General features: G+C 68.6%; 14 protein-coding genes. 2 read left to right on the forward strand and 12 right to left on the reverse strand.

The annotated features are described in order from the left end of the window. Positions 1 to 8: 8 nt before the first annotated feature. Positions 9 to 572 (reverse strand): YggT family protein, encoded by a 564-nt coding sequence (locus EX20_RS16090; protein WP_011883636.1) that lies wholly within the window; start codon positions 570 to 572, stop codon positions 9 to 11. Between the two features lie 76 nt (positions 573 to 648). Beyond that, the gene (locus EX20_RS16095; protein WP_034194106.1) at positions 649 to 1578 is read right to left on the reverse strand and encodes a Rossmann-like and DUF2520 domain-containing protein; all 930 of its coding nucleotides are present in this window, start codon (positions 1576 to 1578) and stop codon (positions 649 to 651) included. Between the two features lie 514 nt (positions 1579 to 2092). On the opposite strand from EX20_RS16095, the gene EX20_RS16100 reads away from it, so the two are divergent. Then, positions 2093 to 2386: a hypothetical protein gene (locus EX20_RS16100; protein WP_014722613.1), complete on the forward strand. Its 294-nt coding sequence runs from the start codon at positions 2093 to 2095 to the stop codon at positions 2384 to 2386. A gap of 112 nt (positions 2387 to 2498) precedes the next feature. On the opposite strand, the gene EX20_RS16105 is transcribed toward EX20_RS16100, so the two are convergent. Together EX20_RS16105 and EX20_RS16110 are read right to left on the reverse strand one after the other, a co-directional pair. Beyond that, positions 2499 to 3167 carry a LysE family translocator gene (locus EX20_RS16105; RefSeq protein ID WP_014722614.1) on the reverse strand — a complete coding sequence of 223 codons (669 nt, stop codon included), beginning with the start codon at positions 3165 to 3167 and terminating at the stop codon, positions 2499 to 2501. Positions 3168 to 3225: 58 nt separating this feature from the next. Continuing rightward, complete coding sequence (locus tag EX20_RS16110; RefSeq protein ID WP_011883644.1) at positions 3226 to 4782, reverse strand: UbiD family decarboxylase; 1557 nt, start codon at positions 4780 to 4782, stop codon at positions 3226 to 3228. 596 nt (positions 4783 to 5378) lie between these two features. Between EX20_RS16110 and EX20_RS16115 the strand changes: the two genes are divergently transcribed. Continuing rightward, positions 5379 to 6500, forward strand: a complete 1122-nt coding sequence (locus tag EX20_RS16115) for a transglycosylase SLT domain-containing protein (protein WP_011883645.1) — start codon at positions 5379 to 5381, stop codon at positions 6498 to 6500. 111 nt (positions 6501 to 6611) lie between these two features. Here the strand turns inward: EX20_RS16115 and EX20_RS16120 are convergent, their stop codons facing one another. The 8 genes from EX20_RS16120 to hemL all read right to left on the reverse strand — a co-directional run bounded on the left by EX20_RS16120 (position 6612) and on the right by hemL (position 13554). Continuing rightward, positions 6612 to 7808, reverse strand: a complete 1197-nt coding sequence (locus EX20_RS16120) for a pyridoxal phosphate-dependent aminotransferase (protein WP_034194107.1) — start codon at positions 7806 to 7808, stop codon at positions 6612 to 6614. 69 nt (positions 7809 to 7877) lie between these two features. After that, positions 7878 to 8315 carry a transcription antitermination factor NusB gene (gene nusB / locus EX20_RS16125; protein WP_011883649.1) on the reverse strand — a complete coding sequence of 146 codons (438 nt, stop codon included), beginning with the start codon at positions 8313 to 8315 and terminating at the stop codon, positions 7878 to 7880. Continuing rightward, positions 8312 to 8821, reverse strand: a complete 510-nt coding sequence (gene ribH, locus EX20_RS16130) for a 6,7-dimethyl-8-ribityllumazine synthase (RefSeq protein WP_011883652.1) — start codon at positions 8819 to 8821, stop codon at positions 8312 to 8314. The genes nusB and ribH overlap by 4 nt, the downstream gene beginning before the upstream one ends. A 53-nt stretch (positions 8822 to 8874) precedes the next feature. Beyond that, positions 8875 to 10017, reverse strand: a complete 1143-nt coding sequence (gene ribBA, locus EX20_RS16135) for a bifunctional 3,4-dihydroxy-2-butanone-4-phosphate synthase/GTP cyclohydrolase II (protein ID WP_011883653.1) — start codon at positions 10015 to 10017, stop codon at positions 8875 to 8877. Positions 10018 to 10231: 214 nt separating this feature from the next. Further along, the gene (locus tag EX20_RS16140) at positions 10232 to 10750 is read right to left on the reverse strand and encodes a DUF1993 domain-containing protein (protein ID WP_034194108.1); all 519 of its coding nucleotides are present in this window, start codon (positions 10748 to 10750) and stop codon (positions 10232 to 10234) included. Between the two features lie 172 nt (positions 10751 to 10922). Further along, on the reverse strand, positions 10923 to 11114 hold the full coding sequence (locus EX20_RS16145) for a riboflavin synthase family protein (protein WP_034194109.1): 192 nt from the start codon (positions 11112 to 11114) through the stop codon (positions 10923 to 10925). Positions 11115 to 11134: 20 nt separating this feature from the next. Next, on the reverse strand, positions 11135 to 12256 hold the full coding sequence (ribD, locus tag EX20_RS16150; protein WP_011883658.1) for a bifunctional diaminohydroxyphosphoribosylaminopyrimidine deaminase/5-amino-6-(5-phosphoribosylamino)uracil reductase RibD: 1122 nt from the start codon (positions 12254 to 12256) through the stop codon (positions 11135 to 11137). 14 nt (positions 12257 to 12270) lie between these two features. After that, complete coding sequence (gene hemL, locus EX20_RS16155; RefSeq protein ID WP_014722624.1) at positions 12271 to 13554, reverse strand: glutamate-1-semialdehyde 2,1-aminomutase; 1284 nt, start codon at positions 13552 to 13554, stop codon at positions 12271 to 12273. Positions 13555 to 13642: the final 88 nt, after the last annotated feature.

Consider the following 13642-nt stretch of genomic DNA (forward strand, 5'->3'; position numbering starts at 1 on the left):
GCAACGCGTCAGATGCCGAACAGCGTCAGCGACACCGCTGCGCGCGTGACGATCATCAGCAGCACCTGCACGATCACGAATAGCAGGATCGGCGACAGGTCGATGCCGCCGAGGTTCGGGATCACGCGGCGCAGCGGGTTCAGGAACGGCGCGGTGAGCTGGTAGAGGATCGGCATCGCCGGCGAGCGCGGATTGAGCCACGACAGCAGCGCCATCAGGATCGTCATCCAGATCACCAGATTGAGCGCCCACTTCACGACGGTCAGCAGCGCGACCACGACGAGCGTCGCGATCACCGAAGCCGGATCGAAGCCGGCCATCACGACCATCAGCACCACATAGACGAGCGCGGTGAGCAGCGCGGCGACGACGCTTGCCCAGTCGATGCCGCGCACGCCCGCGATCACGCGGCGCAGCGGCAGCACGAGCCAATTGGTGGCCTGCAGGACGGCCTGCGTGACGGGGTTGTACGGCGGCACGCGCACGGCCTGCATCCAGACGCGCAATATCAGCGCGGCGCCGAACAGCGTGAAGACGGTATTGAGCAGAAAACGGGCGATCTCGCCGAACATCGTTGGCATCCTTTTTATGCAGTCGGGTAGCGTGCGGCCGCCAACGCCGGATGGCGGCGCATCGGCCGACACCTTATCACGCCTCGTCTCGCGGCGGGGAGGGGTGTCCGGTGGTGCGCGCGAGCGACGCTTCGACGGCCTGGGCGAGCGCCGGCAGCGTGGCCGGCGGCGCCGTGCGTTGCGCCGCGAGCGCGACCGCGCGGCGCGTCATCAGCGCGTACAGCGTCGCGTGATCGCCGCCGTGCGCCTCGAGCAGCGCGAGCTGGCGCTCGACGATGCCGGTGTCGCCGCGCGACACCGGGCCGGCGAGCGCGTTCGCGAGCCCCTTGTCGCGGGCGGTCTCGATCGTGCCGGCGAGCATCGGCAGCAGCGCGCGCAGCGCGGCGGCTTCGTCGAAGCCGAGGCCGCGCCACAGTTCGACCGCTTCCGCCAGCCCGCACAGCGCGAAGCTCGCCGCGTAATGCGCGGCCCCGTGATACAGCATCCGGCCGCCGGCGGGAATCGACAGCGGGTGGCAGCCGAGTGCGGCCACGAGCCGCATCAGCGTCGCATGCAATGCGCCGTCGGCCTCGATCGTGACCGAGCAACCGTCGATGCGCGTGAGGTCGGCGTCGGTGCCGCCGAACAGGTAGAGCGGATGAAAGCCGCCGGTGGCTGCGCCTTGCAGCCGGGCCGGATCGAGCAGTTCCACCGCCGAGGCGCCGCTGCAGTGCACGAGCGCCTGGCCGCTCGCGCGGGCCGCATCGAACCGCAGTGCGGCGGCGGCGGGCGCGAGCTGGTCGTCGGGGACGGTCAGGAAGATCAGGTCGGCCGCATCGACGACCTGCTGCGGCGTGTCGACTGCCCGGCAGCCGTCGATGCGGGCTGCGAGTTCTGCGGCGGAAGCGGCCGTGCGGCTCGCGACTGCGGTGACCGGAAAGCCGGCCGCCGCGAAACGCATCGCGACGCAGCGCGCGAGACGGCCGGCGCCGATGAAGCCGAGGCGGGGAGTATCGGGTACGGACATGGGCGGGGCGGGGACAAGAACGGGGCAGCCGCCAGTATCGCAGGAATGACGACGGCGTCGCGACGGCGCGGGCACACGTGGAGCTCGTCGAGCGCGTTGGTGCTCGCCGTGGCGAGTCGTTGCAAGAATGTATGTCGTGAGCGCGGAGCTTCGAGGGAGGACGGTTACGACCCTCAAACTGAGTGGGCGCTTGCCCATCGGAACGGTCGGCGTCTTGTCTCGAATTTGTAATCGTTCATTACGGCACGCTGCGAGCCGCGCGGGCGTGGTCCGGTAAGAACGACCGAGTGGTGTGCCCCGCGTGGGCCGGTCGGACGAAATCCTGCGTGTCGGTGCGGCACGCGATGGCCGCGCGAGCGGGGCATCGTGGTGGCCCTCTCGGCCCGGAATTGCAATTTGCAACAAATGCGCGACCCGTCCGGAGCGGGTTTTCGCTACATTGCTTGCATGCGACGTGCGCGCCTGCCGTCGCCGACCGGAGCGCACAAATTACCGCTCCAGCAGGAGAATCGAAGTGAAAAAGCTCATTCCGTTCATCGCCGCCGCCGCGCTCGGCCTGGGTGCCGCGAGCGCCGCGCAGGCCCACGTGTCGATCGGGGTCGGCATCGGTATCCCGGTTGCGCCGGCATACCCCGTGTACGCGCCGCCGCCGCCCGTCTACTACGCACCGCCGCCTCCGCCCGTGTATTACGCGCCTGCGCCGGCGTACTATGCGCCGCCGCCGGTGGTGGTCGGCGGCTATTACGGCCGTCCGTACTGGCATCACGGTTATGGCGGGTGGGGCCACCACGGCTACTGGCGCCGCTGACGCGTCGCGCGCGGCGACGGCCGCGTGAAGCAGAACGGCGCAACGCCCGGTGACGGACGTTGCGCCGTTCTTCATTTCAGGCGCCCGATGCCGCGTGGGCGGCACGTTGCGCTCACGCGGCGTGAACGATTAGATCGCGGTAGCCGCCGACGATCACGCTATAAGAGAAATACGCGAACAGCAGCGCCGACGCGACATGGCACGCGCGCATCAGCCCCGCGCCCGCACGCTTGCGGCCGTGGCTCGCGAGCGTGCAGATGAACAGCGTCCACGCGAGGCCGCCGAGGAAGAAGCCGGACAGGAACACCGAAGCCGTAGCCGGCGTGGTCGCGCCGGCTTTCGCGATCAGTGCGCCGCCGACCGCCGCGAACCACAGGATCGCGCTCGGCGACGACATCGCCAGCAGCAGCCCGCGTACGAAGCTGCGGCGCGCGCTCGCACGCGGCGCGGGTGCGTCGCCGGCGCGGTCGTCGGCATCGGCGGGCGGCGCGATCGCTTCGCGCGCCATCTTCCACGTGAGGAACAGCAGCACCGCGCCGCCGCCGATCCAGACGATCCAGCGCACGGCCTCGAACTGCAGCAGCACGGCCATGCCGGCCAGCGCGAGCGCGGCGTAGACGAGATCGCCGACGCACGAGCCGAGGCCGAGCCAGAAGCCCGGCCGAAAGCCGTGCGACAGCGTTAGCGACAGCATCGCGACGTTGACGAGGCCGATGTCGAGACACAGCGACAGCGACAGGAAGAAGCCGTCGGACAGCATCGAGGCGGGTGGAAAGCTCATCGTCGTTGCTCGGGTGGAGTCGATGGTGCGTGTCGTCGTGTGCCGGCACACGGGCCGATCAAAGTCCGATCTCCTGCCAGAGCCGGTCCACGCGCGCCTTGACGGCCGCGTCCATCTCGATCGGCCGGCCCCATTCGCGGTTGGTCTCGCCCGGCCACTTGTTGGTCGCGTCGAGCCCCATCTTCGAACCGAGCCCGGCGACGGGCGACGCAAAGTCGAGATAGTCGATCGGCGTGCTGTCGACCATCACGGTGTCGCGCACCGGATCGACGCGCGTCGTGATGGCCCAGATCACCTCGTTCCAGTCGCGGATGTTCACGTCCTCGTCCACGACCACGATGAACTTCGTGTACATGAACTGCCGCAGGAAGCTCCATACGCCGAACATCACGCGCTTCGCATGGCCCGCGTAGCTCTTCTTCATCTGCACGATGGCCATCCGGTAGCTGCAGCCTTCCGGCGGCAGGTAGAAGTCCGTGATCTCGGTGAACTGCTTCTGCAGCAGCGGCACGAACACCTCGTTGAGCGCGACGCCGAGCACGGCCGGCTCGTCGGGCGGCTTGCCCGTATAGGTCGAGTGATAGATCGCGTCGCGGCGCATCGTGATGCGCTCGACCGTGAACACCGGAAACCACTCCTGCTCGTTGTAGTAGCCGGTGTGGTCGCCGTACGGGCCTTCGAGCGCGTGCTCGTACGCGGCCGCCGCATTGCCGGCCGGCCGCGGCGGCGCGCCGGCCGGGGCCGGCGCGGGCGTGCCTTGCTGCGGATAAATGAAGCCTTCGAGCACGATTTCCGCGCGCGCGGGCACCTGCAGCGTGTCGACGCCGGGCGTCAGGCACTTCGCGAGCTCGGTGCGGCTGCCGCGCAGCAGGCCGGCGAACTGATACTCGGACAGCGTGTCGGGCACCGGCGTCACGGCGCCGAGCGTCGTGGCCGGATCGGCGCCGAGCACGACCGCGACCGGATACGGTTGGCCCGGATTCCTCAATGCGAATTCGCGGAAATCCAGCGCGCCGCCGCGATGGGCGAGCCAGCGCATGATCAGCTTGTTGCGGCCGATCAGCTGCTGGCGGTAGATGCCGAGATTCTGGCGCGACTTGTTCGGCCCGCGCGTGACCGTGAGGCCCCACGTGACGAGCGGCCCGGCGTCGCCGGGCCAGCAGGTCTGGATCGGCAGCTTGTGCAGGTCGACGTCGGCGCCTTCCCAGACGATCTCCTGGCATGCCGGCGACGACACCGATTTCGGCGCCATGTCCCACACGGCCTTGGCGAGCGACAGCAGCTTGCCGGCGTCCTTCAGGCTCTTCGGCGGATCCGGCTCCTTCAACGCGGACAGCAGCCGCCCGAGGTCGCGCAGCGAGCCGAGCGCGGCGTCGTCGCCCGCATCGACGCCCATCCCGAGCGCGACGCGGCGCGGCGTGCCGAACAGGTTGCCGAGCACCGGAAACGCATTGCCCGGCGGCGCGTTGAACAGCAGCGCAGGGCCGCCGGCGCGCAGCACGCGGTCGCACAGCTCAGTCATTTCGAGCACGGGCGACACGGGCTGCGTGACGCGCCGCAGTTCGCCGAGCGCCTCGAGGCGCTGAATGAAATCTCGTAAGTCTTTGTATTTCATGAAGATGGTCCGGATTGCCCGCGACGCGGGCAACGGTGAGCGGGCGCAACTGCCGGTGCGGCCCCGAATCGATCGCCGATTTTACCCGCGCCGCCGCGCGCCCGCCCGCGAGTGAAAAAAGTAGACCGCGCTGGAAGCCCCTTCGGCAGGGGCCTCGCGATCTGAAGGCTGCTTCAACATTACTTTTTGTTATAATTTCGAGGTTTTATAGTGTTGACGATCTATAAAACCCTGCTAGAATCCGCTCACATTGGTTGCAGGGTAAAAGGCTTCGAGCCGCCAATCACCGATCTTCGACGCAGCGCGTCACCGTCCGCCGAATCCTGCACGGCGTCTTTCGACGGTCTTTAGTCGTAGTCTCGGCCAGCGCCACCTGACGCTGGTTTTTTGCGTGAGTGCCACCGCGTGTGCCCACCTTGCACAAGATGCAAAGGTGCTGGCCTTCTTACACCGTGGCCTCGAACGGTACTTATACCGTTTCCCCGATGCTTGTGCGTCCGACCAAGGCGTGCGGCGTCGTGATTCCGCGGCGCGTATTCTGTCTCGCCATCGAGCCGAGCGAGCCGCACGAGTCATGTTCATGGGAGATGATCTGAATGAACGCTTGGTTATCGTGGCGTCCCACAGAGCAGCATGCGCAGTTCGTGCGCGACATGCTGCGCCGGGGGACGCGTGTCAGTCACCACTTATTCAGCGTTGTCGGCTGTCTCGCTGTCGCAGTTGCGCTCGCCCTCTGGCTCGTGCCGACCGTGCGCGGGAACCTCGCCGCAAAGCTGATGCCGATCGTATCTGCGGCCATGCAAGCCGGTCCGGCCCGTCTGCTGTCCGGCCATCCGCTGCCGAACTTCGCGCCCGCCGGCGCGCAGCCGCAGCAGGAAGACGCGACCGAAACGGACGCACTCGCCGTCGGTCTCGACGTCGCGCCTGAAACCTCCGCGCAGAACGATGCGGCCGATGCGGCCCGCAACGGCCCGTCGCCGGTCGCGCTCGCGAAACTGATTCCGACCCAGCGGGTTCCGGCCGACGCCCGTGACGATCGCACGCTCGCGTCGAACCGTGAACAGGCGCTCGTCGCCACCTACCTGTCGCGCCGCTACCGGGTCGCGCAGGAGCCGCTCGGCCAGCTCGTCAAGGCGGCGTTCCAGACCGGCCGCGACGTCGGCCTCGATCCGCTGCTGCTGCTGTCGGTGATGGCGATCGAATCCGGCTTCAACCCGTACGCGGAAAGCGGCGTCGGCGCGCAGGGGCTGATGCAGGTCATGTCGAAGGTCCATTCCGACAAGTTCGAATACTTCGGCGGCACCGATACCGCGCTGCAGCCGCTCGCGAACCTGCAGGTCGGTGCGCTGGTGCTGAAGGACTGCATCGCGCGCGGCGGCTCGCTCGCGAACGGCCTGCGCCTGTACAACGGCTCGACGAACCCGGACGACAACGCGTACGGCGCGAAGGTCATGGCCGAGCGCGGCCGCCTGCGCGACGTGGCGCACGGCCGCAACGTGCCGGTCAATGCACCGCAGGCGCCGGTCCAGGCGTCGAAGCCGATCGTCACCGCGGCCGTCACGGCAGCCGCAGGCGGCGCCAAGCGCGTGCATGCGACGCTCGACGCCGCGCAGCCGCTCGCCGCGAAGACCGCGGCACCGAAGGGCGCGCAGCAGGACGACGCGAGCGTCGACACCGCGAAGCAATCGCACGGCGAGCATTCGGAACTGGGCGCGTAACGACCGCAGGTTTCACCCGCACGAATAGAAAAAGCACCCGGTCGGGTGCTTTTTTCATTTGTATCGACGCAGCTGGACCGCCGGCCGGCGCGGCGCCACGGGTTCCGTGGCTCAGTGGTGGCCGAACAGCCTGGCCAGCCGCTCGACCGCTTCCTCGAGCCGTGAATAGGCCGTCGCATACGACAGCCGGATATAGTCGCGCGGCGCATGGACGCCGAAATCCATGCCCGGCACCAGCACGACGCCGGCGTCGTGCAGCATCGCATGCGTGAGCGCGGCGCTGTCGCCGGCTGCCGGGTGGGCAACGCCGCCGCAATGTGCGTAGACGTAGAACGCCCCGTCGGGCATTACCGGGACCTTGAAGCCGAGCCGTTCGAGCGCCGGCGCGATGAAGTCGCGGCGACGCTTGAATTCGAGGCGGCGCGCTTCGTAGATGTCGAGCGTCGCCGGTTCGAAGCAGGCGAGCGCCGCATGCTGCGCGAGCGCGGACGGACAGATGAACAGATTCTGCGACAGCTTTTCGAACGTGCCGACCAGCGCCGGCGGCACGACGAGCCAGCCCAGCCGCCAGCCGGTCATGCTGAAGTACTTCGAGAAGCTGTTCACCGTGACGACGTCGTCGCCGTACGACAGCGCCGACACGGGCGCCGCATCGTAACTGAGGCCCTGATAGATCTCGTCGACGATCGTGAAGCCGCCGCGTGCGCGCACCGCCTCGACGATCCTTTTGAGCTCGTCCGGCTCGAGCGACGTGCCGGTCGGGTTCGACGGCGACGCGAGCAGCACGCCGCGCGTGCGGTTGCCCCAGCGCGTGCGGACGTCGTCGGCGGTGAGCTGAAAGCGCGCTTCCGGGCCGCTCGGCACGAGCACCGGCCGGCCTTCGGCCGCCGCGACGAAGTGCCGGTTGCACGGATACGACGGATCGGGCATCAGCACCTCGTCGTCGCGGCCGACGAGCGCGAGGCACGCGAGCAGCAGTGCGGCCGATGCGCCGGCCGTCACGACGATCCGCTCGGGGCTGATCGTGAGGCCGTACGCGCGCGCATAGTGCGCCGCGATCGCTTCGCGCAGCGGCGCAATGCCGAGCGCGCTCGTGTACTGCGTGACCCCGCGGCGCAACGCAGCCGCGGCCGCCTCGACGACGGGCTCCGGCGCGGTGAAGTCCGGCTCGCCGATCCCCATGTGGATAACATCGCGCCCGGAGGACTCGAGCCGCTGTGCCTCCTTCATCAGTTCCATCACATAGAACGGCTGGATCGCGTCGACGCGTGCGGCGAGCGTGACGAGCGAATCGGCGGTGGTATTCATCGGTCGGGCGGAGCGGGCAGGGGAAGGGGAAACGAAAAACGGGCGCGTATGCGCCCGTCGATACACGGATCAGCTGTTGCGACGCGCCTGCGTTTCGGCGGGGCGCAGCTTCGCGGCGAGCTTGTCGAGCACGCCGTTCACGTACTTGTAGCCGTCGGAGCCGCCGAACGTCTTCGTGAGTTCGACCGCTTCGTTGATGATGACGCGGTACGGCGTTTCGACATGGTGCGTGAGCTCGAACGTCGCGATCAGCAGCACGGCGCGTTCAACCGGCGACAACTGGTCGATCGGACGATCCAGCGACGGCGTGATCGCTTCGACCAGCGTCGCGTGCTCGCGAATCACACCGTGCAGGATGGCCTCGAGCAGTTCCTTGTCGGCCTTGTCGTAACCGAGCGCGCCGCGCAGTTGCGCGTCGATCTCGCCGGAGGACGCGTTCGACAGCAGCCACTGATACAAGCCCTGCGTCGCCAGCTCGCGCGATTGTCGGCGGGCGCTCTTTTTCATGCGCGCTCCTCTTCGTCGTCTTCGTCTTCTTCTTCGTCGTCGCCGAGCTGGTCGAGCGCCATCGTCAGGTTCGCCATCTCGACCGCGACGCGAGCGGCGTCACGACCCTTTTCGGTCATGCGCGCGACGGCTTGCTCGTCGTTTTCGGTCGTCAGCACCGCGTTCGCGATCGGCAGGTTGAAGTCGAGGCCGATGCGCGTGATGCCCGCACCGCTTTCGTTCGACACGAGTTCGAAGTGGTACGTCTCGCCGCGGATCACCGCGCCGAGCGCGATCAGCGCGTCGAACTGGCCGCTTTCCGCGAGCTTTTGAAGCGCGAGCGGGATTTCCAGCGCGCCCGGCACCGATACGAGCAGCACGTCTTCACCCGACACGCCGAGGCGCTCGAGTTCTTCGACGCATGCATCGGCGAGGCCGTTGCAGACGGGTTCGTTGAAGCGGGATTGCACGATGCCGATACGCAGGCCGTCGCCTTCGAGATTCGGTTGGTATTGTCCGATTTCCATGATCTGGTCCGTGGTGTGGATGAACGGTTATAGGGCGAAAGCGCCGCGGCGGGTTACGCGTTGGACGCCGGGCAGGACTTGGCTTCGTCGCCGGGCATCGGAATGAAGCCCGTGACTTCGAGGCCGTAGCCGGACATGCTGCCCAGCTTGCGCGGATTCGACAGCACCTGCATCTTGCCGACGCCGACATCACGCAGGATCTGCGCGCCGATGCCGAACGTCTTGAAATCGACCGGCCGGCGCTTCAGCGCAGCGGCCTTCTGTTCCTCGTCGAACGCCTTGAAGACGTCGATCAGATGTTCTTTCGTGTCGCCGCAGTTGAGCAGCACGATCACGCCGAGGTCGCGCTCCGCAATCTCGCGCATCGCTGCGTCGAGCGTCCACGAGTGCGTCGAGATGCCCGTCTCGAGCAGGTCGAGCACCGACAGCGGCTCGTGCACGCGCACCGGCGTATCGACGTCGGGCGCCGGCGCGCCGCGCACCAGCGCGATGTGCGGCGAGCCGCTCGGCTGGTCGCGGTACAGCACCGCGCGGAACGTGCCGTGCGCGGTCTGCATCGTGCGCTCGGCGATCCGCTCGATGATCGACTCGGTGCGGCTGCGGTACTGGATCAGGTCGGCGATCGTGCCGATCTTCAGATCGTGTTCCTTCGCGAACTCGAGCAGATCGGGCAGGCGCGCCATCGTGCCGTCGTCCTTGATGATCTCGCAGATCACCGCGGCCGGCGTGAGCCCCGCGAGCGCGGTGAAGTCGCAGCCGGCCTCGGTATGGCCGGCGCGCACCAGCACGCCGCCCGGCTGCGCCATGATCGGGAACACGTGGCCCGGCTGCACGATGTGCTCGGGGCGCACGTCGTGCGCGACCGCCGTGGCGATCGTATGTGCGCGGTCGGCGGCCGAGATGCCGGTCGTCACGCCTTCGGCCGCTTCGATGCTGACCGTGAATGCGGTGCCGTACTGGGTGCCGTTGCGGTAGGTCATCAGCGGCAGGTGCAGCTGCTTGCAGCGTTCCTGCGTCAACGTCAGACAAATCAGCCCGCGGCCGTACCGGGCCATGAAGTTGATCGCTTCCGGCGTGACGAACTCGGCGGCGATCACGAGATCGCCTTCGTTTTCGCGGTCTTCTTCGTCGACCAGGATCACCATCCGGCCGGCTTTCAACTCCGCGATGATGTCGAGCGTGGAGGCGAGCGTCATAAAGGGGCGAGAAAAAGGAAAGTGCGTATTTTACGCCAGCCGGACCGCGTTTCGGCTGGCACGGGCCGCGCGCCCGGCAAGCGCGCCGAAAAGCCGCGCGACCGGGCCGTGAGGCGAACCTGCAATGCGCGACGGCAGGACGGCCGGCCGGGCCGCCGCGCCGGGTGTTGCGCCGGCCGTCGCGCCCGGTGTCACGTGTTCGTCACGCAGGGCATCAAGCGTGGTCGTTGCGGCCGCCGAGGTAATCGAGCTTGCCGAGTTCGACGCCGTTGTGGCGCAGGATGCCGTACGCGGTCGTCACGTGGAAGAAGAAATTGGGCAGCACGAAGTCCAGCAGGTAAGACTGGCCGGTGTACTCGATCGGGCCGACGCGCATCTTCAGCACGATCTGGCGCGCTTCGCTGCCGTCGATCTGGGCTGCGTCGAAGCTCTTCAGATAGTCGATCGTCTTCTGGACGCGCGCATGCAACTCGTCGAACGACTGTTCGACATCCGGATAGCTCGGGATATCGACGCCGGCAAGCCGCGCGGCGCAGCCCTTGGCCGTGTCGGTCGCGATGTATACCTGGCGCACGAGCGGCAGCATGTCCGGATAGAGGCGTGCGCCGATGAACACCGACGGATCGATCTGCTTCTCGGCCGCATGCGCCTGCGCCTTGCCGAGGATGTGCTGCAGGTTGGTGAGGCCGCGGATCAGGACGGGCAGCGAAGCCTGATACATCGAGATGGACATGGAAACGACTCCTGGTGGAAAAGGGAGCAGCCGGTACGCGGCGTGGCGCCGAATCCGCTGCCGTTGCATCTTAGCGCGACGCGCCGGCGCGTGCGCGCCGTTGGCCGTCTGGCCAGGTGTCGGCACGCGCCGCCGACGGCCATCGGACGACCGCGGGCCCGCGCCCGTCGCATCAGTCCCGGTGCAGGCTCTGCGACGCGCAGATCATCCGCTCGATCGCGATGCTGTGGCCGAGTGCGCCATCGGGGAGGTGGAGGCCGCCTGCGTGCACGGTCAGCCGCACGCAGGCGTCGGCGTCGGCCGGCGCGCCGAGCGGGCGGAGCGATTCGATGCGGCCGACGGCCGCGACGATGCCGGTGAGCATCGCGACGGCGACGGCGCCGTTCAGTGGGCGCCCGCGGGCGGCGCGACGCGCGCGACGATCCGCAGATCGTCGCCGACCCGCTCGACGCTGTGGAACGCCAGCCGCGTGCGGCCGTCGAGGCTCGTCGGCGCGGCGAGATCGAACATCGCGGCCGCGTCGCTGCCGAGCAGGCTCGGCGCCAGATAGACGAGCAGCTCGTCGACGCACTGCTCGCGCAGCAGCGAACCGTTCAGCTTGTGGCCGGCCTCCACGTGCAGCTCGTTGACGCCGCGCGCGCCGAGCGCCGCGAGCATTCCGGGCAGATCGACCTTGCCTTGCATATTCGCCAGCGACACGACTTCGGCGCCGCGCGACTGCAGCACGTTCGCGCGGATCTCGCCGGCGGCGTCGAGCCGGCCGCAGAAGATCAGCAGCGGCGCGCCTTCGAGCAGCCGGGCGTCGAGCGGCAGGTCGAGCCGGCTGTCCACCAGCACGCGCTGCGGCTGACGCGGCGTGTCGATGCCGCGCACGGTCAGGAGCGGATTGTCCTCGCGCACGGTGCCGATGCCGGTGAGGATCGCGCACGCGCGCGCACGCCACGCATGGCCGTCGAGACGCGCGGCCTCGCCGGTGATCCATTGGCTTTCGCCGGACGGCAGCGCGGTGCGCGCATCGAGCGAGGCGGCGGTCTTCATCCGCACCCACGGACGTCCGCGCGTCATCCGCGACACGAAGCCGATGTTCAGTTCGCCGGCTTCGTACGCGAGCAGCCCGCAGCGTACGTCGATGCCCGCGTCGCGCAGCATCCCGAGGCCGCGCCCGGACACCTGCGGGTTCGGGTCTTCCATCGCCGCCACGACCTTCGCGACGCGCGCGTCGATCAGCGCGTTCGCGCACGGCGGCGTGCGGCCGAAGTGGCTGCACGGCTCGAGCGTCACGTAGACGGTCGCGCCGGCCACGTCGCAGCCGCGCGCGCGCGCGTCCTTCAGCGCTTGCACTTCCGCGTGATCCTGGCCGGCCGGCTGCGTGAACCCTTCGCCGATCACGTCGCCGTCCTTGACGATCACGCAGCCGACGCGCGGATTCGGCGCCGTCGTATACATGCCGCGCGCCGCGAGCGCGAGCGCGCGTTGCATGTGCGCGAAGTCGGTATCGGAGAACATGCGCGCGGGCCCGGTCAGGCGGCGAGCGCCGCGAACGCGCGGCGCGCGGCGGCGAGCGTCGCGTCGATCACCGCGTCGTCGTGCGTGCTCGACACGAAGCCGGCCTCGTACGCGGACGGCGCGAAGTACACGCCTTCGTCGAGCATCAGATGGAAGAAGCGATTGAAGCGTTCGACGTCGCTCTTCGTGACTTCCGCGAAGCTCGCCGGCACGCGCTCGGCGAAGTACAGGCCGAACATCGCGCCGATCGAGTCGGCCGCGAACGGCACGCCGGCCGCGCGCGCTTCCGCCGCGAGGCCGTCGGCGAGGCGCTTCGTCTGCGCGGTGAGCGCGTCGTAGAAGCCGGGCGCCTGGATCAGCTGCAGCGTCTTCAGGCCCGCGGCGACCGCGATCGGATTGCCCGACAGCGTGCCGGCCTGGTACACGCCGCCGAGCGGCGCGAGATGGGCCATGATGTCGCGGCGGCCGCCGAACGCGGCGGCCGGCATCCCGCCGCCGATCACCTTGCCGAGGCAGGTGAGGTCGGCCGCGATGCCGTAGTGCTGCTGGGCGCCGCCGAGCGCGACGCGGAAGCCGCACATCACCTCGTCGAAGATCAGCACCGCGCCGTGCTTCGTGCACAGCGCGCGCAGCGCGTTCAGGAATTCCGGCGTGCCGCGCACGAGGTTCATGTTGCCCGCGACGGGCTCGACGATCACCGCGGCGATTTCGTCGCCGAACGCGCCGAACGCTTCTTCCAGCTCGGCGACGTTGTTGTATTCGAGGACGGTCGTGTGCTTCGCGATGTCGGCGGGCACGCCGGCCGAGGTCGGATTGCCGAACGTCAGCAGGCCCGAGCCGGCCTTGACCAAGAGGCTGTCCGCGTGGCCGTGGTAGCAGCCCTCGAACTTGACGATGCGGCTGCGGCCCGTGAAGCCGCGCGCGAGACGCAGCGCGCTCATCGTGGCCTCGGTGCCGCTCGACACCATCCGCACCTGCTCGATCGACGGCACCAGCTTGCAGATTTCTTCGGCGATCTCGATCTCGGCCTCGGTCGGCGCGCCGAACGAGAAACCGTCGGCGAGCACGCGCTGCACGGCCGCCAGCACTTCCGGATGGACGTGACCGACGATCATCGGGCCCCACGAGCCGATGTAGTCGATGTACTGCTTGCCGTCGGCGTCCCAGAAGTACGGGCCCTGCGCGCGCGCCACGAAGCGCGGCGTGCCGCCGACGGAACGGAACGCGCGGACGGGCGAGTTGACGCCGCCCGGGATGGTCTTCTGGGCGCGTTCGAAGAGGATCTGGTTGTTGGACATGAGCGAAACCTGAGAGAAGGGCGCGGGGGCCTCGTGCACGGGCCGCGGCGCCTGGGCGGAACGATCGTCTGATTGTACCGGAGACGCA

Source organism: Burkholderia sp. WP42 (genome assembly GCF_000745665.1).
Lineage (GTDB): Bacteria > Pseudomonadota > Gammaproteobacteria > Burkholderiales > Burkholderiaceae > Burkholderia > Burkholderia vietnamiensis.